This is a genomic window from Candidatus Nanopelagicales bacterium (assembly GCA_018003655.1).
GTDB lineage: Bacteria > Actinomycetota > Actinomycetes > S36-B12 > UBA10799 > JAGNDY01.
Window position 1 is genome coordinate 1 of the sequence record JAGNDY010000032.1, and the last position, 21902, is coordinate 21902.

The 21902-nt window shown below is 63.3% G+C and carries 22 protein-coding genes and 1 tRNA gene; 20 read left to right on the top strand and 3 right to left on the bottom strand.

Translation table 11 applies throughout. The annotated features are described in order from the left end of the window. Positions 1-461 precede the first annotated feature (461 nt). Positions 462-1394, top strand: a complete 933-nt coding sequence (locus KAZ48_06195; GenBank protein MBP7972372.1) for a DMT family transporter — start codon at positions 462-464, stop codon at positions 1392-1394. Positions 1395-1487: 93 nt separating this feature from the next. Here KAZ48_06195 and KAZ48_06200 read toward each other — a convergent pair whose 3' ends face one another. Then, positions 1488-1733 (bottom strand): hypothetical protein, encoded by a 246-nt coding sequence (locus tag KAZ48_06200; protein ID MBP7972373.1) that lies wholly within the window; start codon positions 1731-1733, stop codon positions 1488-1490. Positions 1734-1896: 163 nt separating this feature from the next. Between KAZ48_06200 and KAZ48_06205 the strand changes: the two genes are divergently transcribed. After that, positions 1897-3324: an NAD-dependent succinate-semialdehyde dehydrogenase gene (locus KAZ48_06205; GenBank protein MBP7972374.1), complete on the top strand. Its 1428-nt coding sequence runs from the start codon at positions 1897-1899 to the stop codon at positions 3322-3324. Between the two features lie 102 nt (positions 3325-3426). Here the strand turns inward: KAZ48_06205 and KAZ48_06210 are convergent. Next, positions 3427-3501, bottom strand: a tRNA-Arg gene (locus tag KAZ48_06210). Between the two features lie 109 nt (positions 3502-3610). On the opposite strand from KAZ48_06210, the gene KAZ48_06215 reads away from it, so the two are divergent. From KAZ48_06215 to prmC, 9 genes are all read left to right on the top strand, one after another. Further along, entirely contained in the window at positions 3611-5284 is a 1674-nt protein-coding gene (locus tag KAZ48_06215; GenBank protein ID MBP7972375.1) for an arginine--tRNA ligase, read from the top strand. Between the two features lie 11 nt (positions 5285-5295). Continuing rightward, positions 5296-6714 (top strand): diaminopimelate decarboxylase, encoded by a 1419-nt coding sequence (gene lysA, locus KAZ48_06220; GenBank protein ID MBP7972376.1) that lies wholly within the window; start codon positions 5296-5298, stop codon positions 6712-6714. A gap of 39 nt (positions 6715-6753) precedes the next feature. Then, positions 6754-8034 (top strand): homoserine dehydrogenase, encoded by a 1281-nt coding sequence (locus KAZ48_06225; protein MBP7972377.1) that lies wholly within the window; start codon positions 6754-6756, stop codon positions 8032-8034. A gap of 5 nt (positions 8035-8039) precedes the next feature. After that, a complete protein-coding gene (locus KAZ48_06230) occupies positions 8040-9110 on the top strand; it encodes a threonine synthase (GenBank protein ID MBP7972378.1) in 1071 nt (356 codons plus the stop codon). Continuing rightward, positions 9107-10051, top strand: coding sequence for a homoserine kinase (locus KAZ48_06235; protein ID MBP7972379.1), 945 nt, complete (start codon positions 9107-9109; stop codon positions 10049-10051). Before KAZ48_06230 ends, KAZ48_06235 begins: the two co-directional genes overlap by 4 nt. A gap of 333 nt (positions 10052-10384) precedes the next feature. Next, positions 10385-12238, top strand: a complete 1854-nt coding sequence (gene rho / locus KAZ48_06240) for a transcription termination factor Rho (protein MBP7972380.1) — start codon at positions 10385-10387, stop codon at positions 12236-12238. Positions 12239-12385: 147 nt separating this feature from the next. Further along, positions 12386-12655, top strand: coding sequence for a 50S ribosomal protein L31 (gene rpmE / locus KAZ48_06245; protein ID MBP7972381.1), 270 nt, complete (start codon positions 12386-12388; stop codon positions 12653-12655). Between the two features lie 35 nt (positions 12656-12690). Further along, on the top strand, positions 12691-13758 hold the full coding sequence (prfA, locus tag KAZ48_06250; GenBank protein ID MBP7972382.1) for a peptide chain release factor 1: 1068 nt from the start codon (positions 12691-12693) through the stop codon (positions 13756-13758). An 81-nt stretch (positions 13759-13839) separates the two neighbouring features. Continuing rightward, positions 13840-14673 carry a peptide chain release factor N(5)-glutamine methyltransferase gene (gene prmC / locus KAZ48_06255; protein MBP7972383.1) on the top strand — a complete coding sequence of 278 codons (834 nt, stop codon included), beginning with the start codon at positions 13840-13842 and terminating at the stop codon, positions 14671-14673. Here prmC and KAZ48_06260 read toward each other — a convergent pair. Then, positions 14654-15307 carry a threonylcarbamoyl-AMP synthase gene (locus tag KAZ48_06260; GenBank protein ID MBP7972384.1) on the bottom strand — a complete coding sequence of 218 codons (654 nt, stop codon included), beginning with the start codon at positions 15305-15307 and terminating at the stop codon, positions 14654-14656. The genes prmC and KAZ48_06260 overlap by 20 nt on opposite strands. A 32-nt stretch (positions 15308-15339) precedes the next feature. Here KAZ48_06260 and KAZ48_06265 point away from each other — a divergent pair, with 32 nt between their 5' ends. From KAZ48_06265 to KAZ48_06305, 9 genes are all read left to right on the top strand, one after another. Next, positions 15340-16602: a serine hydroxymethyltransferase gene (locus tag KAZ48_06265; protein ID MBP7972385.1), complete on the top strand. Its 1263-nt coding sequence runs from the start codon at positions 15340-15342 to the stop codon at positions 16600-16602. Positions 16603-16676: 74 nt separating this feature from the next. Beyond that, positions 16677-17771, top strand: a complete 1095-nt coding sequence (locus tag KAZ48_06270) for an undecaprenyl/decaprenyl-phosphate alpha-N-acetylglucosaminyl 1-phosphate transferase (protein ID MBP7972386.1) — start codon at positions 16677-16679, stop codon at positions 17769-17771. Positions 17772-17837: 66 nt separating this feature from the next. Next, a complete protein-coding gene (locus KAZ48_06275) occupies positions 17838-18338 on the top strand; it encodes a hypothetical protein (protein ID MBP7972387.1) in 501 nt (166 codons plus the stop codon). 65 nt (positions 18339-18403) lie between these two features. Then, positions 18404-18658 (top strand): AtpZ/AtpI family protein, encoded by a 255-nt coding sequence (locus KAZ48_06280; GenBank protein ID MBP7972388.1) that lies wholly within the window; start codon positions 18404-18406, stop codon positions 18656-18658. 54 nt (positions 18659-18712) lie between these two features. Next, on the top strand, positions 18713-19540 hold the full coding sequence (gene atpB, locus KAZ48_06285) for a F0F1 ATP synthase subunit A (protein MBP7972389.1): 828 nt from the start codon (positions 18713-18715) through the stop codon (positions 19538-19540). 60 nt (positions 19541-19600) lie between these two features. Beyond that, positions 19601-19828, top strand: coding sequence for an ATP synthase F0 subunit C (gene atpE, locus KAZ48_06290; protein MBP7972390.1), 228 nt, complete (start codon positions 19601-19603; stop codon positions 19826-19828). 37 nt (positions 19829-19865) lie between these two features. Beyond that, positions 19866-20417 carry a F0F1 ATP synthase subunit B gene (locus tag KAZ48_06295; protein ID MBP7972391.1) on the top strand — a complete coding sequence of 184 codons (552 nt, stop codon included), beginning with the start codon at positions 19866-19868 and terminating at the stop codon, positions 20415-20417. Further along, on the top strand, positions 20417-21280 hold the full coding sequence (locus tag KAZ48_06300; protein ID MBP7972392.1) for a F0F1 ATP synthase subunit delta: 864 nt from the start codon (positions 20417-20419) through the stop codon (positions 21278-21280). Before KAZ48_06295 ends, KAZ48_06300 begins: the two co-directional genes overlap by 1 nt. A 77-nt stretch (positions 21281-21357) precedes the next feature. Continuing rightward, the coding region (locus KAZ48_06305; GenBank protein ID MBP7972393.1) for a F0F1 ATP synthase subunit alpha at positions 21358-21902 on the top strand (545 nt) is incomplete at its 3' end.

A 21902-nucleotide genomic window follows, 5' to 3' on the forward strand; every position in this document is an offset into this window, starting at 1 on the left:
GCACGCGCTCCAGTGGCGGCGTCTATTGATTGCCCGGCGTGAATCTGCTTGGTCTCAAATGACCAGGTGTCGCTCATCGTGTCTGTGTCCTTTGTTCGGGTCGGTCGCAGTGGGTGGGTGTCGGTGATGTCCGATCAGCGATCGGTGCTGTCGCGTTGCGGGCGGGCCCACAAGAAGCAGGGCGCGGCGCGCGGCAGGTCAAACGAGGTGGAACGGCGGACGTAGGCACCCACCAACAGGGGCCTAGCGCGCCTGACGACATCGCATTCGACGGCCGTAGCAGTTCACGACACCTCACAGTAAGACGGAATTTGGCCCAACGATACGCACTCAGACAGCGCGCGGCGCCTTCCACCCCGACCAGGCCGAGCTGCAGCACCTACCGAGCGGGTCACCGGTAAGCCATCGAGCAATCGTGTGTCCCTGGGTTGCCTCCCGTTGTTGAGCGCACCACGATCAGGGTGTCCGCGGCGTACATGGCTGCCGGACCAACGATTATCGGGAGTCGCGCAATGCTGCTAGCCATCATCGTGATGCTGATTTCCACCAGCGTCTACTCACTGAGCTATGTCCTGCAGCACCGAGGCACTCAGTCGGCGATCGGCGAGCATGCCGGTGAAGATGCCGGAGTCAAGAAGCTTCTGCGGAACCCGCTCTGGCTGACGGGCACGATCCTCTTCTTCGTTGCTGGGGCCGTCCACCTCGTGGCGCTGTCGTTGGGCTCGTTGGCGGTCGTTCAGCCGCTGATCGTCACCGAACTGGTGTTCATCCCACCGATCTCCGCCCTCATCACCAAGGTCATGATCCCCGGCCGCGATTGGTTGTGGATCTTCCTAGTATCCGGGGCACTGGCTGGCTTCCTGATCGTGGCGCAGCCGACCGAGGGCAACGACACAGCGCCGGGCTCCAAGTGGGCAGTGGTACTGATCGGCTTCGTTGTCGTCACTGCGCTGTTCTTCTTCATCGGTAGCCGCCTCGGCGAGTCCGGTCGGGCAGCGATGTACGGAACCGGCACCGGTTTGGTCAATGCGCTCTATGTGATCGCGGCAAAAGGGGCCTTCGGTAATCCGGGGCCATTGCTGTGGCTCTTGATCCCGATTGCGGTGCTGTCGGCCATCGGTGGCGTGGTTTTCGCCACGATCGCCTTCCGATCTGGCCCGATCACGATCTCGTCGCCGGCGATGATCGCGATTAACCCAATCGTGGCGACGCTGGTGGCGATCTGGCTGTTCCAGGTCGACATCAACCACTCGGTGGTGGACATCCTGCTCATCGTCGGCTGCATCGCCGTCGTGTTGGTAGGAATCTTCAAGCTGTCGAGTTCCTCAGCCGTGCACGGGGATGAAAAGGTAGAGGAAGTGGACTTCGTGCCGCCGGCGCCACTTCCTGATTGATTTCCGCCAGCAGGTGAATCAGGTGGACGTGAAGTGCGACGATGCCGTCATGTCCACAAATGGCTCGGCCAGCACCGGTTCCAAATGGTCATTTCAGTCGGAGAACTCGCTGCTCTCGATCCGATCGACCGGGTCAGTGCTGTCCATCGGGTCGATCGGCTCCGCGCTGTCCATCGGGTCGATCGGATCGGCGGCATCGGTGGGATCGATTCTCTCGGTGGGATCAGCCTTCTCGATCGGGTCATTCGCGTCGTTGCAATCACTGATGTCCGGTGCCTCAAGAAACTCGATCATGTCGTGGTTCGCGCGCAACGGTCGAATGACTTTTGGCCGCAGCATGGACGAGCTCTAACCCGGCGGCGCGCCCCGCAGGGGGCCAATCTCGGATCGTCGACCGGGACTTTTGTACCCGGCTCGCGTTGAGTTTGGGACGGGTCAATGATTGGGTCAGTCACATGACCAGGCACCGCAGTGGTGCGAGTTTCGAACGAAGGGCCTAACCATGGCGATCATCTCGGATTTGCTCATCGGCGGCCAGTGGCACCCGGGTTCCGAGCGGATTCCTGTTTTTGACCCCAGCGACGGCTCAGTCATCACCGACCTCGCGATCTCAGGTGAAGCCGAGTGTGACGCTGCCATTGCCGCCGCCGACGGTGCGCAAGCGGAGTGGGCCGCCACGGCTCCGCGCCAGCGAGCCGAGATCTTGCGACGCTCCTTCGAGTTGATGATTGACGAGGCCGACTATCTCGCTGAGTTGACTACCCGTGAGAACGGGAAAGTCCTGGCTGATGCCAAGGCCGAGGTCACGTACGCCGCTGAGTTCTTCCGCTGGTTCTCCGAGGAAGCGGTCAGGACGCCTGGCGACTACCGGCGCTCGCCGAACGGTGACAAGCAAATCATGGTGACGCACTACCCGGTTGGTCCGAGCCTGCTCATAACGCCGTGGAATTTCCCGGCGGCGATGGCAACCCGCAAACTCGGCCCAGCCCTCGCTGCCGGCTGCACGACCATCCTCAAGCCCGCGACCGAGACAGCCCTAACGGCACTGGCGATCGTGGACATCATGCAGCGCGCCGGAGTACCCGACGGTGTGGTCAACATCGTGCTGCCCAAACCGGTCGGGCCAGCGATCGACCGGATGCTGCACGACCCGCGCATCCGGAATCTGTCGTTCACCGGATCGACCCAGGTCGGCAGCATCCTGCTGCGCCAAGCGGCTGACCGGGTCATTCGCTGCTCAATGGAACTCGGCGGAAACGCACCGTTTGTCGTGCTGGCCGATGCTGACGTCGAAGCGGCGGTCTCCGGCGCAATGATCGCCAAAATGCGCAACGGCGGCTCAGCTTGCACAGCCGCCAACCGCTTCTTCGTTGCCCGCGAGGTCGCAGAGGAGTTCACGACCAAGTTCGCCGCCGCGATGGGTGCCCTGCGGATGGGTCCGGGCCTGGCTGCGGAATCTGACCTTGGTGCCTTGGTCTCGACGTATGAACGGGACAAGGTCGCCGACCTGGTCACTTCGGCTGTCGGTGCTGGCGCCACCGCAGTGGTCGGTGGCCAGACTCCCGATGGTCCGGGGGCGTTCTATCCGGCGACGGTGCTTGCCGATGTCGCAACTGACGCTGAGATCCTGCAGAACGAGATCTTCGGCCCGGTCGCACCGGTGGTCATCATCGACAGCGACGAGCAGGCAACCAAGTTGGCCAATGACACCGACTTCGGACTCATCAGCTACGTGTACTCCGGAAACCTGGGTCGCGCGTTGAAGGTCGCCAACGGGATCGAGTCAGGGATGGTCGCGATCAACCGCGGAGTCATCTCGGATCCGGCCGCTCCGTTCGGGGGAGTCAAACTCAGCGGCCTCGGTCGCGAGGGTGGCTTCGACGGCATCCACGAGTTCCTCGAGAAGAAATACATCGGGTTCGACCTCTAGGTCGGCCGGGGGTTGCTTCACCGGCGCACGTGCGTCTGTCGTTGGTGAAGCAGGTTGCCGACGCACGCGCTGGCGGACGCCGTGGTCAATTGCGTCGATGTGTGGCGCCCCCGGGGTGATTCGAACACCCGCGCATGCCTCCGGAGGGCACCGCTCTATCCCCTGAGCTACGGGGGCTCAGACAGGGGAACCCTAGCAAGGCGTCACCGCCGCTGAACGACGCGGCAACGTGGCTGTATCGCAATGGTGCGCAGGGGCCACCAGTCATGCTGAGTACGCTATGCCGGTGACGCCTGCCGAGCTTGCCGATGTAATTGTGTCCGCCGTCAGCGATGCCGTTGCTGCGGGCGAGATCGCCCTCGCCGCCGATCAGGTGCCCGGTCACGTTGCCCTTGAGCGGCCCAAGAACCAAGACCACGGCGATTACGCGACCAACATCGCGATGAGGCTGGCCAAGCCGGCTGGCATGCCGCCGCGGACCATCGCTGAGGCAATCGCTTTCAGGTTGAGGCCGGTCGAAGGCATCGCCAGCGTTGACGTGGCGGGTCCTGGTTTCCTCAATCTGACTCTTGACGCTGCGGCTGCTGGCGTTATCGCCGCCCAAGTCGTGGAGGCGGGCGAGGAATTCGGCCGAGTGGACACCCTGGCCGGACAGAGCTTCAACGTGGAATTCATCTCGGCCAACCCGACCGGTCCACTGCACCTCGGCCATACCCGATGGGCGGCCGTGGGCGATGCCATCGCGGCGGTCCTCAGCGCTGCCGGCGCCAAGGCGGATCGCGAGTTCTACGTCAACGATCGCGGCGTGCAGATGGATCTTTTCGGCGCGTCTATCCAGGCTGCTGCGCTTGGTCGACCCATCCCGGAAAACGGCTACCAGGGGGCCTACATCCAGGACATCGCCGACCACGTCGTTGCGGCGGATCAGTCGATCATGGAGCTGCCGGCAGACGAGCAGATGGTCGCCTTCCGGGAAGCGGGTTACGGGCTACAACTTGCGCAGCAGCAAGGGACACTCGATCGGTTCCGGACCCATTTTGATACGTGGGCGTCGGAACGCGCACTGCACGAATCCGGCGCTGTCGAACGTGCCTTAGCCAAGTTGCGCGAGCAGGGCCACGTCTTCGAGTCCGACGGCGCCGTCTGGCTGCGCACGACCGAGTTCGGCGACGACAAGGACCGCGTGCTGATCAAAGCCGACGGCCAGTTGACTTACTTCATGTCCGATTGCGCCTACTACGTCGACAAGCGTGAACGCGGATTCACCACGTGTCTCTACCTGCTTGGGGCCGATCACCACGGCTATGTGAACAGGCTGAAGGCGGTCTCTGCCTGTGCTGGTGACGACCCGAGCGTTGCCATCGAGGTGCTCATCGGCCAGATGGTCAAAACCATGCGGGACGGTGTCGAGGTCAAACTCTCCAAGCGCGCCGGCGAGATCGTCACCCTGTCCGACCTCGTGGACGAGGTCGGCGTCGATGCCGCTCGGTACACACTGATCCGCTACCCCGCAGACTCCCCGCTGGTCATGGATCTGGGCCTGTTGGTCAAGCGAACCAACGACAACCCCGTCTATTACGTCCAATACGCCCACGCCCGGATCAGTTCGGTGCTTCGGAACGCCGCTGAAATGGGGATCGATTGGCGCAACGGCTCGATCCCGTTCGATCCGGCCGTGCTGTCCAACGAGCGCGAGAGTGCCCTCATCGGCGCGGTCGCTGAGTTCCCCCGCGTGGTTGCCTCGGCTGCGGAACTGCGGGAACCACACCGAATCGCTCGGTACCTAGAGGACCTGGCGAACTCGTACCACCGCTTCTATGACGTATGCCGGGTCTTGCCGCGCGGCGATGAGCCGGTGGACTCGACTCACGTCGGCCGTCTGTGGTTGTGCGCAGCGGCACGTCAGACCCTGTCCAACGGTCTGGAAATGCTCGGAGTCACCGCGCCCGAACGCATGTAGCCTGACCCACTATGCGCGCTCATCCGGCAGGTCCACGTCACGGCGATGTTGCTCACCCGGCCGGTGCGCCGCCCAAGCCCGCCGACACCGGTGAGCTGCTGGCCCTGGATCCGCAGATCTGGCCTTGCAGCGCACGCCGCCAGCCGCAAAGCGGCGCCATGGAAATCGGTGGCTGTGACGTGCGTGATCTGGTGACAGAATTCGGCAGCCCGCTGGTCGTCATGGACGAACGCGATGTCCGCGAGCGGGCACAGGCATACACCCAGGCGTTCCGTGATCCGACCATGCCAGCCGATGTGTACTACGCGGCGAAGGCATTCCTTTGCACCACGGTCGCCCGCTGGGTTTCCCAGGAGGGTCTGGGGCTCGACGTGTGCAGCGGCGGCGAGCTGGCGTGTGCCCTGCGCGCAGGTGTTCCGGCCGAGCGCATTCTGATGCACGGCAACAACAAGTCAGTCGAGGAACTGCACGCTGCGATCTCGGCCGGGGTGGGGCGGATTGTGCTCGACTCGTTCGAGGAGATCGCCCGGGCAGCGTTCATCGCCGAGGAACTCGGCGTGTGCCCCAAAGTCCTCGTCCGAGTCACCCTCGGTGTGGAGGCCCACACCCACGAGTTCATCGCCACCGCCCACGAGGACCAGAAGTTCGGGTTCTCGTTGGCGACCGGGACGGCCGCCGAGGCTATTCGTCGGGTCGTTGCAGTGCCGTCGTTGGAACTCATCGGCTTGCACAGCCACATCGGTTCGCAGATCTTCGTTTCCTCCGGTTTTGAGATCGCCAGCGGCCGAATCGTGTCCCTGCTCGCAGCAGCTCGCGACGAGTTCGGGGTGGAGCTTTCGGAGCTGAACCTGGGTGGAGGCCTAGGCATCAAGTACGTCGATGGCGACGAACCGCCCGTGGTCGAGCAGATGGCGCAGACCCTGCGGGAGATTGTTGCCGCGGCCTGCGAGAAGTCCGGCCTCGAGCTGCCGAGGCTCGCCTTTGAGCCCGGGCGCGCAATCGTCGGACCCGCTGGGACGACTTTGTACACGGTCGGAACCGTCAAGCCAATTGAGCTCGACGGTGGGGGAGTCCGGACCTATGTGTCCGTCGACGGCGGCATGAGCGACAACATTCGTACAGCGCTGTATGACGCGGAGTACACCGTCACGCTGGCGTCGCGCACGTCGCAGGCCGGACTCATGCTGTGCCGAGTCGTGGGCAAGCACTGCGAGAGCGGAGACATCGTCGTTTCCGACGCGTGGCTACCTTCGGATCTCACGGCTGGCGACTTGTTGGCGGTCGCGGCGACCGGAGCCTACAACCGCTCAATGGCGTCGAACTACAACCTCGTGACCCGTCCGCCGGTGGTCGGGGTTCGGGACGGAAGTGCCCAGATCATGCTGCGCCGAGAGACCCTGGCGGACTTGTTCGCCCTTGATCCGGGCTGACCGGCGCGGCGGGCAATGCCGCCGTGACAAACTGAACCCGTGAAGGTTGCACTGCTCGGTGGCGGAACTGTCGGTTCCCAGGTTGCTCGATTGTTGGCCGAAAGTAGCGAGGATTTTGCGGCGCGGGCAGGTGAACCGCTCGAACTCGTTGGGGTTGCCGTCCGTGACGCCGCCCGCGAGCGACCCGGCATCCCGATGGAACTGATCACCGACGACCCAGAAGCTCTCGTCTCGCGCGGCGATCTCGATGTCGTCGTCGAGGTCATGGGCGGTATCGATCCGGCGCGCGGACTGATTCTGACGGCGATCGCCAACGGCGCTTCCATTGTCACAGCCAACAAGGAGCTCATCGCCACCCACGGCGATCAGCTCGCTGAAGCTGCCGACGCTGCTGGCGTGGATCTGCTGTACGAAGCCTCCGTCGCGGGGGCGATTCCGCTTCTTCGCCCACTGCGGGAGAGCCTGTCGGGTGACAAAGTCCGCCGTGTGCTCGGCATCGTCAACGGAACCACCAACTACATGCTCACCAAAATGGACGAACAGTCCGCCTCGTACGAGGACGTACTCGCCGATGCGCAACGACTTGGCTACGCCGAGGCTGATCCGACCGCCGACGTGGGCGGGGCCGATTCCGCAGCGAAGGCCGCTATCTTGGCTGCGTTGTCATTCCACGCAGAGGTCACCATCAGTGATGTCTTCTACGAGGGGATCACGGAAGTCACCGCTGCCGACATTGCCTCCGCCCGCGAGATGGGGTTCGTCATCAAGCTGCTCGCGATCGCCGAACTGAGCGAGGATGAGCGCGGAGTCATCGTCAGAGTCCACCCGGCGATGGTTCCGCGGACCCATCCCCTGGCCAGCGTCCGCGACGCATTCAACGCCGTCTACGTCGAGGCTGAGTCTGCCGGCGAGATGATGTTCTACGGCCGTGGCGCGGGCGGTGAGCCCACTGCGAGCGCCGTGCTCGGCGATGTCGTCGTGGCTGCTCGCAACAAGTTCCGCGGTGGTCACGGCCACCGGCAATCGGCCTACTCCGGACTGCGCCCGCGGCCGGTGTCCGAGGCGAAAACTCGATACATGGTGTCAATCAACGTCAAGGATCGCCCGGGTGTGCTTGCGAGTATTGCGACGACCTTTGCCGACAACGGGGTGTCGATTCAAACGGTTCGACAGGACCCCACCGAAGGGGGTGCCGCGCTCGATGTGCGCACCCACATCGCCGCCGAGATCGACTTGGCTGCCACCGTCGCCGCGCTTCGTGATCTCGAGGCAGTCACGGCGATCCGGGGCGTCATGCGGGTTGAGGGAGAGGTCGAGTGAAGACCATGAGTTCAGTCGGCGCCCACGTCTGGCGGGGAATCATCGAGGAGTATCGCGATCGCCTGCCCGTCACAGAGTCAACACCGGTCATCTCGCTTCGCGAGGGCGGCACACCCCTGGTGCGCGGCCAGGTCCTGTCCGAGCGCACCAACTGCGACGTCTGGATCAAAGTCGAAGGTGCGAATCCGACCGGGTCTTTCAAGGACCGCGGCATGACGATGGCCATTTCGATCGCTGCCGAGCAAGGCGCCAAGGCGGTCATCTGCGCTTCGACCGGCAACACCTCCGCCTCTGCAGCCGCTTATGCCGTCCGGGCCGGAATGGTGTGTGCGGTGCTGGTTCCCGACGGCAAGATCGCCATGGGCAAACTCGCACAGGCGCTGGTCCACGGTGCCAAACTGCTGCAGGTCGACGGCAACTTTGACGACTGCCTGACGCTCGCGCGGGACCTTTCCGAGCTGTACCCGGTCGCCCTGGTCAACAGCGTGAACCCGGCCCGGATCGAAGGGCAGAAGACTGCGAGCTTCGAGATCGTCGACCAACTCGGTGCCGCGCCGGATATCCATTGTCTGCCCGTCGGAAACGCGGGGAACATCACCGCCTACTGGATGGGGTATGACCAGTACGCCGGCGACGGTGTCGCGGATTCGCGGCCACGAATGTGGGGTTTCCAGGCCGCCGGTGCCGCGCCGATCGTGCTTAACGCACCGGTGAAGAACCCATCGACCATCGCGACCGCCATCCGAATCGGCAATCCCGCCAGCTGGGATCAGGCAGTCGCCGCCCGCGATGATTCCGGCGGGCAGATCGACTCCGTCACTGACCGCGAGATCCTGGCTGCCTACAAGTTGCTCGCCTCCCAGGAGGGTGTGTTCGTTGAGCCGGCAAGTGCCGCCAGCGTCGCCGGCCTGCTCAAGTCACATGTTGCGGGAATGCTGGATCCCGGCCAGACGGTCGTGTGTACGGTGACCGGTAACGGACTCAAGGACCCGCAATGGGCGATCTCCGGAGCTCCCGCACCCACTCGGATCGGAGCCGACGCGGCAACTGCGGCTCGCGAACTTGGCTTGGCATGATCGGATCGATCGCCCGGGTTCGGGTCCCGGCCAGCAGCGCCAATCTCGGTCCCGGTTATGACTGCGCTGGGCTTGCGCTGGCCCTTTATGACGAACTGACCGCCGAAGTCGTTGCTGATGAAGAACTGACCATCAAGGTCAGCGGTGAGGGTGCCGAGTCGGTCCCTCGCGACGACACCCACTTGGTCATCCAGGCAATCGCCCGCGGGTTCGCCGAAGCCGGTGCCCTGGTGCCGGGGCTGCGCCTGACCTGTCTCAACCAGATTCCGCATGGGCGCGGTTTGGGATCGTCCTCCGCGGCCATCGTTGCGGGTTTGGGGTTGGCCCGCGAGTTGCTCGACAACGGGGCTGAGTTGCTACCCGACGATCGCCTGATCGCGCTGGCTGCCGACATGGAGGGCCACCCGGACAACGTCGCTCCAGCCGTACTGGGGCGATTCACCCTCGCGTGGACCGACGAGTACGGCGTCGGTCGTGGACTGCGGTTGGCTCCCGAAGCCCGGCTGCAGCCGGTCGTCGCGATACCCCGTGCTGCTCTGTCCACCGAGCGCGCACGGGAGCTGCTGCCAGCGCAAATCTCGCACGCCGACGCAGCAGCGAATTCTGGCCGGGCGGCGTTGCTGGTCGAGGCGATGACCACCCACCCGGAGCTCTTGTTGGTTGGAACCGAAGACCGGCTGCACCAGCAGTACCGTCGATTTGCCTACCCGGAGTCTTACGCGCTGTTGACGACGCTGCGCAATCAGGGAATTCCAGCGGTCATTTCCGGTGCCGGACCCACCGTCCTGGCGGTGGGATTGGCCGGGTCGGAGTACGACTCGACGGCTGTCTCTGCCGCGATGGAAGCCGCGCTGGTGACCCAGGGAAGCGCTGTGCGACAGGGTTTTGAGGTGATCCGGGTCGCTGTCGCCAATCACGGATTGCGTGTGCTGGCCAGTTGACGATCATCAGTGTGCTCGCGCGGCTTCATCACATTGGTTAGGAAGGGCACTAATCGGGTGATACTGTGAAGGTGCTCAGCCGGCGTGGATTACCTGCGGTGAGTCAAATCCCCGCAAACGCCTAGCCGAAGCTCCTCTTCTGGATCTTATGAGCGGTTCTCCCGGATTATCTGCTTCGCATGCGCGTTAGTGCATCCAAGAATCAGTGCATCCAAGAACAACCACACGAACCCGTTGCGCTGTCTGTGGCGTGACGGAAATCCAGGTGTGACTGTCTGATCAGCTCACCGCACGTCCCGAAAGGACGAAAGAAGACTAGTGACAGATACAACGATGGCAACGGATTCAGCCACCACCGGTGGATCGACAAAGACTGGCGGTCTATCCGCGATGCTCCTGCCTGAGCTCAAGAAGCTCGGCGGCGAGATGGGGATCTCCGGCGCTTCCGCAATGCGCAAGGGCGACTTGATCGCTGCGATCAAGGAGAAGCGTTCAGGCGCTGGCCGCGCCAAGGCAGACGCGACCCAATCAACCACCTCGGCGGGCTCGACTTCACAACGCGAGGGATCGCGCGCCGGTGCTGGTGGTAACGACACTGCTGGCGGCAACGACAGTTCGGGCAGCAACGACAGTTCCGGCACCTCCGGTCGCTCCAACCAGTCTCGCGACGATCGACAAGACCAAGACCGGGATCGCGATGGCAATCAGGGTCAGGGCAACCAGGGCCAGAGCCGCGACCGCAATCAGGGTCAGGGCAACCAGGGCCAGAATCGTGACCGTAACCAGGGTCAGGGCAACCAGGGCCAGAGCCGTGACCGTAACCAGGGTCAGGGCAACCAGGGCCAGAATCGTGACCGTAACCAGGGCCAGAGCAACCAGGGCCAGAATCGCGATGACGACGACCGCGGCGGCCGCAACAACAATCGACGCCGCCGACGGGGCCGTGACAGGTTCCGCGAAGGTGGCTCCGGCCAGGGTCGCCAGCGTCGCGACAGCCTTGAGGACACCGAGGTAACCGAAGACGACGTGCTCTTGCCCGTCGCTGGCATCCTCGACGTGCTCGACAACTACGCCTTTGTGCGGACTTCGGGCTACCTGCCGGGACCCAATGACGTGTATGTCTCGCTGTCGATGGTGCGCAAGCACGGCCTGCGTAAGGGTGACGCCGTCACTGGGTCCGTTCGCCAACCCCGTGAGGGTGAGTCGAAGCAGAAATTCAATCCGCTGGTGCGTATTGAATCTGTCAATGGTGCCGACTCCGAGACTTCCAAGAGTCGCGTGGAATTCGGCAAGTTGACCCCGCTGTACCCGCAGGAGCGCTTGCGCCTGGCGAGCGACAACGAGCCCCACAACATGACGGCTCGGGTCATCGACCTCGTCGCCCCAATCGGTAAGGGTCAGCGCGGGCTCATCGTCTCGCCGCCAAAAGCGGGCAAGACGATGGTGCTGCAGCGCATCGCCAACGCCATCACCGAGAACAACCCCGAGTGCCACTTGATGGTCGTCCTTGTTGACGAGCGTCCGGAGGAAGTCACCGACATGCAGCGCTCGGTTAAGGGCGAGGTCATCGCTTCCACGTTCGACCGACCGGCGGAGGACCACACCATCGTCGCTGAGCTGGCGATCGAGCGAGCCAAGCGCTTGGTCGAACTCGGCCACGATGTCGTCGTGCTCCTTGACTCGATGACCCGGCTCGGCCGCGCCTACAACTTGGCGGCCCCGGCATCCGGGCGAATCCTGTCCGGTGGTGTCGACTCGACCGCGCTGTACCCGCCCAAGAAGTTCTTCGGAGCTGCTCGCAACATCGAAGATGGCGGTTCACTGACGATCCTGGCGACGGCATTGGTGGAGACGGGTTCCCGCATGGACGAGGTCATCTTCGAAGAGTTCAAGGGCACCGGAAACATGGAGCTCAAGCTCGATCGTCGTCTTGCTGACAAGCGGATCTTCCCGGCCGTCGACGTTGACTCCTCGGGTACTCGCAAGGAGGAACTGCTGTTGGCTCCCGACGAGCTCAAGGTGACGTGGAACCTGCGCCGGGTCCTCCACGCGCTCGATTCGCAACAGGCGATCGAACTGCTGCTCAACAAGTTGCGTGAGACCAAGAGCAACTACGAGTTCCTGCTGCAGGTCCAGAAGTCAACGCCATCGGGCCCAATTCAGGATGGCGAGCGGGTCGAGATCTAGCACCCACAGCGGCGGCAGGGCACCGGACGGGGAATACCTGTCCGCTCGCCTGTGTTCCAGTCGTTTGGCCATGACACACTTAGGCAAGCCCCGGTTCACGTCCGCACTTCGGCGGGCGACCCGGGACGTTGAGATTCAGGAGAATTCATGAAGCCGTCAATTCACCCCGAGTACTTCCCTACTCAGGTGACCTGTACCTGTGGCAACACCTTCGTCACGCGTAGCACCGCCAAGAGCGGTTCGATCCACGCCGACGTGTGCAACCAATGCCACCCCTTCTACACCGGCAAGCAGAAGATTCTCGACACCGGCGGCCGTGTTGCCAAGTTCGAGAAGCGCTTCGGCAAAGCCCCAGCGGCAAAGACCGAAGAAGCCTCGGTGCCTGCAGAAGAGAACACCGACGCAGCCAAGAGCTGACGCCACCATGTCGGTGACAATGATGGCTGCTCTCGGTGTTTGAACGCTGTGAAGAACTGATCGCGGAGAACGCTTCTCTCGAAACACAACTTGCCGATCCGCGCTTGCACGCCGATGCCCGCGAGGCCCGCAAGGTCGGTCGTCGGCACGCGGAACTGCGTCCGATAGTCGAGGCCTACCGCGAATGGAAACGTCTCGGCGAGGACCTCGCTGCGGCCCAAGAACTCGGCGATTCGGATGCGTCGTTTGCGGCCGAGGCCCAGGCATTGGAAGCCCAACGGGCCGACGTCGCTGAGCGACTCACCGGACTACTCGTACCGCGCGACCCCCTCGATGGCTCCGACGTCATTCTGGAGATCAAGGCTGGCGAGGGCGGTGACGAATCGGCGCTATTTGCCGGTGACTTGCTGCGGATGTATCTGCGCTACGCCGAACGCCGAGGCTGGAAGACCGAGGTGCTGGAAAGCGTCGAATCCGATTTGGGTGGCTACAAGGACATCGCGGTCGCCGTGAAAGCTAAGGGTGTACCCGAGCCGGGAGAGGCACCCTACGACCGGCTGCGCTACGAGGGTGGAGTCCACCGCGTCCAACGCGTCCCGGTCACCGAGTCTCAGGGCCGGATCCACACCTCCGCTGCCGGGGTACTGGTACTGCCGGAGACCGAAGAGATCGACATCGAAATCGACCCCAATGACCTGCGCATCGATGTCTATCGTTCGTCCGGCCCGGGTGGCCAGAGCGTCAACACCACGGACTCAGCCGTCCGGATCACCCACGTCCCAACCGGGTTGGTGGTCTCGTGCCAGAACGAGAAGTCGCAGTTGCAGAACCGTGAGCAGGCGCTTCGCATCCTGCGCGCACGCTTGATCGTGCTGGAGGAAGAGAAGGCCGCCGAAGAGGCATCGGCCACCCGCAAAGCCCAGGTGCGCACCGTTGACCGCTCCGAGCGCATTCGCACGTACAACTTTCCGGAGAACCGGATCGCCGACCATCGCACGGGCTATAAGTCGTACAACCTCGACCACGTCCTGGACGGCGAGATCGACCCAATCGTCCAGTCATGCGTCGATGCCGACATGGCCGCTCGACTCGCTGGCGAGTAACCGTTGCCTGACTCGGCCAATTTTCGGCAGCTGCGTGACCGGGCTCGCGCCCAGCTGATGGCCGCAGGCATCCAGAGCGCGGTGAGCGATGTGGATTGGATCCTCGCTGACGTACTCGGCGTCAGTCGGTCTGGGCTGAGTATTGAACCGCCGCTGACCGGCGACCAGGTCGAGCAATTCGTCGCACTTGTGGATCGCCGCGCGCGTCGCGAGCCACTGCAACACGTGTTGGGGCACGCATGGTTTCGGCACCTGACGCTTGCGGTCGGTCCAGGGGTCTTTGTGCCGCGGCCGGAGACGGAATTGCTGGTCGAGCTCGCGTTGGCAGCGCCCGCGCTGGCTGGCGGCGGGGGGCCCGCATTGGTGGTGGACCTGTGCGCTGGGTCGGGAGCCATCGCCCTCGGGCTGGCGACCGAACGGCCACATACGAGGGTCGTCGCCATAGAACTGCTACCAGCCGCGCTGGTGTGGACTGGCCGCAACATCGATCGTCACCGCCAGCAAGTGGCCAGTGTTGGGTCGACGGTGGAATTGGTGGCCGGAGATGCTGGCAAATCCGATGAAGTCTTGACCCACCTGCTCGGCCTGGTGGACGTGGTGACCTGCAACCCCCCATACATCCCGCAGGATGCAGTTCCCCGCGACCCCGAGGTACGTGACTACGACCCGCCCGAAGCGCTCTATGGCGGCGATGACGGCCTTGACGTGGTCCGCGCCGTTGTCCGGTCAGCGGCGCGGTTGTTGCGGCCGGGGGGCACCCTGTTGATTGAGCACGGAGACCATCAGGGGTTCGAGGCAGGGCAACTGGGGGTTCCGGGGGCAGTCGAGCAATCCGGTGACTTCCTCGACATCATCGATCATCTCGACCTGACTGAGCGCCCACGGGTGACTGTCGCTACTCGGCGGCCGCACTGAGGTGCGGGCACACCTCGCGCAGCTCAGTCAGACTGACAGCGCCCTCTCGCAGCAACGTTGGGGGACTGGTGGTGACGTCCACGACTGATGAGGGCGGCCCCGGTTCGCAGGTGCCAGCGTCGAGATAGACACTGACCGCGTTGCTGAACTGTGCGGCGGCCTCGTCACATGTCAGCGGCAAGTCCGCGCCGGCAACATTCGCACCGGTGAGCGCCAGCGGTCCCACCGATCGGGCCAACCGCCAGGCCACCGGGTGCAGCGGCATCCTGACCGACACGGTCGGATCGTTGAGCGGACCAACCTCCCAGCTCAACGATCCCTGCGCTGTTCCCACAATCGTCAGCAATCCAGGCCAGAAAGCAGCCATCAGCGTTCGGGCATCCTCGCTGAGACTGGACACCAGCCCATCGACGGTCGTGGTCTGGCCGATCATGACGGGGATCGGCAATTCCCGGCCGCGATTCTTCAAGTGCCGCAGGCGGGAGAGCCCGTCCGCGCGAAACGCGTCCGCCGCAATTCCGTAGGCAGATTCGGTCGGCACCACCACGAGTTCGCCACGCCGCAGGGCCGAGGTTGCTGCCTCAATTCCGCGCTGCAATTCCTCCGGAACACACGCATCGAACCGCCTAATCACTCAATGATTGTCCCGCGCCTAGACTTGCGACCATGACCGACGTGCCGTTCTATGGTTCTGACTTTGCCGCCCTGCAGTCCGAGGACCCTGAGATTGCCGACGTGCTCCTCTCCGAACTCGAACGCATCCGCGGGGGATTGCAGCTGATCGCAAGCGAGAACCTGACCAGCCCCGCGGTGCTCGCGGCGCTGGGATCGACGCTGAGCAACAAGTACGCGGAGGGCTATCCAGGGCGTCGCTACTACGGTGGCTGTTCGGAAGTCGACAAAGCCGAGATGCTCGGGATCGAGCGCGCCTTGGAACTCTTCGGGGCGGAGCATGCGAACCTCCAGCCGCATTCCGGGGCCAGCGCGAACATCGCCGTATACGGCGCATTCATGAAGCCTGGCGAGACCGTACTGGCGATGAGCCTGCCTCACGGCGGTCACCTGACCCATGGGACCAAGGTGTCGTTCTCAGGCAAGTGGTTCAACGCGGTGCACTACGGGGTGGATCAGAAGACCGAAGACATCGACTACGACCAAGTCCGCGACCTGGCACGCGAACACCACCCCAAGATGATCATCTGCGGTGGTTCGGCCATCCCGCGGCTGATTGACTTCGCCGCGTTCCGCGAAATCGCCGACGAGGTCGGCGCCATCCTGATGGTCGACGCCGCGCACTTCATTGGTTTGGTCGCCGGCAAGGCGATCCCCAGCCCGGTCCCGTACGCCGACGTGGTGACGTTCACGACCCACAAGGTCCTTCGTGGCCCGCGCGGCGGCATGATCCTGTCGACCAAAGAGCATGGACCCGCGATCGACAAGGCCGTCTTCCCGATGATGCAGGGTGGCCCACTCATGCACGTGGTTGCGGCCAAGGCGGTTGCGCTCAAGGAGGCGATGACGCCCGCCTACCAGGAGTACACGCGCGAGGTCATTGCGAATGCCCAGACTCTCACGGCGGCGCTAGCCGACGAGGGAATGCGGCCGGTGACCGGCGGCACCGACACCCACCTCGCCTTGCTGGACCTGCAGGGAACCGGCGTCACCGGGACCGAGGCCGAGCAGCGTTGTGACGCTGCGGGCATCGTGTTGAACAAGAACGCGATTCCGTTTGACCCGCAGCCGCCGAGCGTTGCCTCGGGGATTCGTGTTGGCACTCCCGCAGTGACAACGCAGGGGATGAAGCAAGACCAGATGCGCCAGATCGGCTCGCTCATCGGCAAAGCGATCAAGAACACTGCGTCAGCAGATGCGATCCGGTCCGAAGTGTCTACGCTCGTGACTGAGTTTCCGGCCTACCCTCAGGGCTGACCCCCCGAGGCGATCACGTCTGTAGCGCCACCACCGCGACAGGCTGAACGACCGCTCGACTGTGAGGAGTTGCGTTGCGCGTATACGTGCTGTGCCTACTCGTCGCAGCGGTCGTCACCTACTTGATGACGCCGCCTGTGCGCAGTCTGGCTATCAAAGCCCGGGCGATGGCGGAGGTGCGTGATCGCGACGTGCATGACACCCCGACACCGCGGTGGGGCGGCTTGGCCATGTATATCGGTCTGCTGGCGGGCCTGCTGCTGGCGAGCAGGCTCCCGTCACTTGACTCGGTGTTCGGCAGCAGTAGTCAGCCGCTGGCGCTGCTGACCGGCGCGACGATCATCCTGCTGCTCGGGTTAGCCGATGATCGCTGGGGTCTGGATGCCCCCACCAAGTTCGCGGGTCAGGCGCTGGCGGCCGGTTCGATGGCCGTCATGGGGATTCAGGTGCTGTGGTTACCGATCGATGGGACCCTCCTGCTCGATCCGCTGACCAGCGTGCTGCTGACCGTGCTGATCGTGGTGCTCACCGTCAACGCGGTGAACTTCGTCGATGGCCTCGACGGTCTGGCAGCTGGAATCGTCGGCATCGCCGCACTGGCGTTGTTTGCCTACTCGTACTTGCTCAGTGTCGGTGCCCAGATCGACCGGGCCGCGCTACCTACGCTGGTTTGCGCACTGCTGGCCGGAATGTGCCTGGGCTTCCTGCCGCACAACATCAACCCTGCTCGGATCTTCATGGGGGACACGGGTTCGATGTTGATCGGATTGCTGCTCGCGTCGTCAATGATCACGTTGACTGGGCGGGTCGATCCAGCCTCACTGAACGGTCCGGTCCTGCTGCCGACACTGCTGCCCTTGTTGCTGCCAGCAGCGGTGATTGCCGTTCCGCTACTCGACGTGGGACTGGCGGTTGTCAGGCGCACGCGCGCACGTCGGAGCCCGTTTGCACCCGACAAGCAGCACCTTCATCACCGACTGCTGGAACTGGGTCACTCGCAGCGCCGCGCTGTGGGCCTCATGCACGGCTGGACCGCGCTGATCGCATTCACGGCTGTCTCGCTGGCCTTCGTGCCGTGGGTCATCTCGGGGGTGATCTTCTTGGTCGGCGTCAGTGCCCTCGGGGTCTTGGTGTTGCGACCGGGGCGACCCAAGCCCGCATCCATGTGAGCAAACTCAACCAGACCAACGGTTTGCTGCTCCTGCGGGCGGCCCTCGTGTACCGTCTGCTGTGTCATGAGTTCTTCATCCGGGGTGGGATCTAGTCCGCAGAGCGCACCAGTGGATTACGGCGCCGATGCTGCCGACCAGAAACTCATCCGAACACCGTTGCTGATCACGGCGGCCGTGGGTATCGCGGCGACCGTCATCGCCACCCTGGTAGCTGGCAGCAAAGGCGCGATCGCTGGCGCACTGGGAACCGTTGTCGTTCTCGCGTTCTTTGGTCTGGGCCAATATGTCGTCGCCAGAGTGCTGCGCAACAATCCCGCCATCGCCATGAACATGGCGTTGTTGGTGTTCGTGCTGCAGATGGGCGTCTTGTTCGTCTTGATGGCGATCCTCAAAGACGCGACGTTCTTCGCATCCCGGGCGTTCGCGCTGACGGTTGTGGTTTGTGCGCTCGTTTGGACCGGTGCTGCGGTGTGGGTCCTCATGCGGACGAAGGTTCTTTACGTGGAGCCGGGCACCGGACCGGGCGTCCGGGCTGCTGAGCCTCCGCAGAGCCATGAATCGTAGTTCCCCCCGCCAACCGTGGAGGTTCGCGTTGGCTCGTCACACCACGACTGCTAGGTTGCTCCGCGATGGCGAGTGAGGGTGCGCGGGACGGACGTGACCGTACGCCCAACGAGACCGCTTGGTTGATTACCGGACGTTTGATCACCGGAATCGTGCTCTACGGCGGGATCGGATGGTTGCTGGGTCGCTGGCTCGGACACCAACAACTCTTCATCGCTGGCGGCATCCTGTTTGGGATGACCGCCGGGCTCTATCTCGTCTATGCGCGACTCAAGTACGACGATGCGCATACTGTCAAGCCGGACAGGTCACGAAAGTGATCGCTAAGCCCGCAGAGGGGTCAGAAAAGATGCCCGACCGCACGGAGGTGACAGGTGTCTGACCTCGTCAGCAGCACCCTCGCCAGTGGTGGCTGTCACCTGTACTCGGGTTGTGGATTTCCTGCCCCCGGCACCGAGATCTTCGAGTTCAACCCGATCGCTCAGTACAAGTTCCTGGGCGTCGAGTTCATCATCAATAAGCCCATGTTGGTGGTGATCATGTGCGCCGCACTGGTCATCATCTTCTTCACGGTCGCGTTTGCCAAGCCTCGCTTGATCCCCGGAAAGGTCCAGGGCATCGGCGAGATGGGCTACATGTTCGTTCGCGACCAGATCAGCCGCGAGACCATCGGTCGAGAGGGCGACAAGTTCCTCCCGTTCCTGGTCTCGCTCTTCTTTTTCGTGTTCTTCATGAACGTCATGGGCATTGTTCCCGGGATGCAGTTCCCACCAACGGCGCTCTTCGTCATGCCGGTCTCCCTGGCGATCATGGTGTGGCTGACCTACATGTTCATCGGCATGAGGAAGCAGGGCCCCATCAAGTTCTTCACCAACATGATGTTCCCGCCGGGCGTCCCCGCACCAGTGCTCATCATTCTGGCCCCGATCGAGTTCCTCTCGAACGTCATCATTCGCCCGTTCACGCTGGCCATTCGACTTATGGCCAACATGTTCGCTGGCCATCTTCTGCTGACGGTCTTCATCGTCGCGTCGATTTACTTGTTCAGTTTCTCGGTGATCGGACTTCTCGGTTCGACGGCCTCGTTCCTGATGACCGTCATCATGACAGGCTTCGAGTTCATGATCGAGGCGCTGCAGGCGTATATCTTCACCCTATTGACCGCTTCATACATTGCAGGATCTCTCAGTCACGAGCACTGAGAGACACAAGACCCGTCCCTGCGGATAGTCCGTGGGGTACGAGAAGAGAAGGAAAGCGAAATGCTGGAGACCATCGCAGAAGTTTCCGGAAACCTGGGCGCAGTTGGGTATGGCCTCGCGGCCATCGGCCCCGGTATCGGTATCGGCCTCATTTTCGGTAATGGCGTACAAGCCATCGCCCGTCAGCCAGAGGCTTATGGCGTAATCCGTCAGAACATGTTCATCGGCTTCGCGCTGGCAGAGGCGTTGGCACTGTTGGGCTTCGTCGCCCCGTTCGTGTTCACCTAAACCGCCAACCCCCAACTCCTTGAGGGGAGGAAACCCCATGACGAATCTCATTGCATCCGCTGAAGGCGGCTTCAATGTGCTTGCAGTGCCGATCGGTGAGTTCATCATCGGCACGATCGCCTTCTTGATTGTGTTCGGCGTCCTCGCCAAGTTGCTTTTGCCCAAGATCAAGGCAACGTTGGACGAGCGCGAGCGGCTCATCGAAGGTGGTCTGCGCAAGGCGGAGAAGGCCCAGGAAGAGTCCAACAAGATGCTGGCTGATTACCAGGATCAGTTGGCGACTGCCCGGGAGGAAGCGTCGGAAATCCGCGCCCAAGCCCAAGCTGAGAAGGCTGGCATCATCGCGGAGGCGCGCACTGAGGCTCAAGCGGCTGCTGCCGCTGTGACAGCTCAAGCACAGGCGCAGATAGAGGCGGAAAAGACCCGTGCCGTGTCTGAGCTCAGCAAGTACGTGGGCTCGATGGCGACCGACTTGGCCGGACGCATCGTTGGTGAGTCGCTTACCGACGATGCCCGTTCAAAGAGCGTTGTTGACCGGTTCATCGGTGAGCTCGAGCAGACGGCCGCAGAAACGTCGGGAGCTTCCTGATGCTTGGTGCCAGTAGGACGTCGTGGGCCGCGCTGGAGGAGTCTCTGCGCGCCCGTTTTGACGAGGCGACGTCCTCGCTCGGCAAGCGGATCGAGAATCGGATCGGCGTTGGACCCAGCTCGGACTTCACCGCCGCAGGATCCGAACTGCTGTCGATTGCGGAGCTGCTCGACGCGGAGCGTTCCCTGCGCGCGACGCTGGCAGACCCGGCAATCGAAGTCGAGGCAAAACAGCGGACCGTTACCCAGTTGTTCGGCAGCCAGGTCGGTGAGCTCACCGTGGCGGTGTTCCAGCAGATCGTCGAGAGCCGCTGGTCATCGGATTCCGATCTGATCGACGCGACCGAAGAGGCCGGCGCGACGCTGATCTTGATGGCTGCGGAGATCGACGGCAACATCGATCGAGTCGAAGAGGAGCTATTCCGGTTCGGTCGCGCGATTGATGCGAACCCATCGCTGCAGATGGCCCTGACCGATCCAGCATCGAACTCTGAGACCAAGGCAGGGATCGTCCATTCCCTCCTCGATGGGAAGGCGGCGACAGAGACAATCGCGCTGGTCAGTCACGTCGCAGGAAGTCTGCGCGGCCGCAGGATCCAGGACGCGGTCACGGGGCTCTCGGAGCTCGCCGCGGCCCGCCGCGGACGCGTCATCGCCGACGTCCGCGCCGCGTCGGCGTTGACCGAAGAACAGTCACAACGACTGTCCGAAGTGCTTTCCCGCATCCACGGGCGATCCGTGGAACTCAACGTTGAAGTTGATCCCGAAGTCATCGGTGGGATCGAGGTGCGCATCGGCGATGAAGTCATCGACGGGACCACGGCGACCAAGCTCGAGCAGGCTCGACGAAGGATGACCGGCTAGGCAATTCACGACCGACAACTGACCTGATCGAAAGACCCGCATCACAACGATGCGGACCAGAAGAAAGCGAAGGAACCATGGCGGAGCTGACGATCTCACCAGAGGAGATCCGCGGAGCGATTGAGCAAAACGTTGCCGCGTTCTCACCGGAGAACGCCCGTGAAGAAGTTGGTCGTGTGGTGGAGACCGGCGACGGTATCGCCCGCGTCGAGGGACTGCACTCGGCGATGACAAACGAACTGCTCGAGTTCAAAGGCGGCCTGCTCGGCCTGGCCCTGAACCTCGATGTCCGCGAGATCGGATGCGTGCTGCTCGGTGATCCCACCCATATCGAAGAGGGCCAGGTCGTCAAGCGCACCGGCAAGGTGCTATCCGTGCCCGTCGGCGACGGTTTCCTCGGTCGCGTGGTCGACCCGCTCGGCAAGCCGATCGACGGCCTTGGTCCCATCACTGCAGACGGTGAGCGCGCCCTTGAGGTCCAGGCGCCCTCGGTAGTCGAGCGTCAACCAGTGACCCAGCCGATGTTGACTGGCCTGAAGGCAGTCGATTCCATGACCGCCATCGGTCGCGGCCAGCGCCAGCTCATCATCGGCGACCGCCAGACCGGCAAGACCGCGCTGGC

Coding starts and splice junctions, on each gene's coding strand:
- KAZ48_06200 (MBP7972373.1), bottom strand. CDS start 1,733: ATGCTGCGGCCAAAAGTCATTCGACCGTTGCGCGCGAACCACGACATG.
- KAZ48_06205 (MBP7972374.1), top strand. CDS start 1,897: ATGGCGATCATCTCGGATTTGCTCATCGGCGGCCAGTGGCACCCGGGT.
- lysA (MBP7972376.1), top strand. CDS start 5,296: ATGCGCGCTCATCCGGCAGGTCCACGTCACGGCGATGTTGCTCACCCG.
- KAZ48_06230 (MBP7972378.1), top strand. CDS start 8,040: ATGAGTTCAGTCGGCGCCCACGTCTGGCGGGGAATCATCGAGGAGTAT.
- KAZ48_06235 (MBP7972379.1), top strand. CDS start 9,107: ATGATCGGATCGATCGCCCGGGTTCGGGTCCCGGCCAGCAGCGCCAAT.
- rho (MBP7972380.1), top strand. CDS start 10,385: ATGGCAACGGATTCAGCCACCACCGGTGGATCGACAAAGACTGGCGGT.
- rpmE (MBP7972381.1), top strand. CDS start 12,386: ATGAAGCCGTCAATTCACCCCGAGTACTTCCCTACTCAGGTGACCTGT.
- KAZ48_06265 (MBP7972385.1), top strand. CDS start 15,340: ATGACCGACGTGCCGTTCTATGGTTCTGACTTTGCCGCCCTGCAGTCC.
- KAZ48_06275 (MBP7972387.1), top strand. CDS start 17,838: ATGAGTTCTTCATCCGGGGTGGGATCTAGTCCGCAGAGCGCACCAGTG.
- KAZ48_06280 (MBP7972388.1), top strand. CDS start 18,404: ATGGCGAGTGAGGGTGCGCGGGACGGACGTGACCGTACGCCCAACGAG.
- atpE (MBP7972390.1), top strand. CDS start 19,601: ATGCTGGAGACCATCGCAGAAGTTTCCGGAAACCTGGGCGCAGTTGGG.
- KAZ48_06295 (MBP7972391.1), top strand. CDS start 19,866: ATGACGAATCTCATTGCATCCGCTGAAGGCGGCTTCAATGTGCTTGCA.
- KAZ48_06300 (MBP7972392.1), top strand. CDS start 20,417: ATGCTTGGTGCCAGTAGGACGTCGTGGGCCGCGCTGGAGGAGTCTCTG.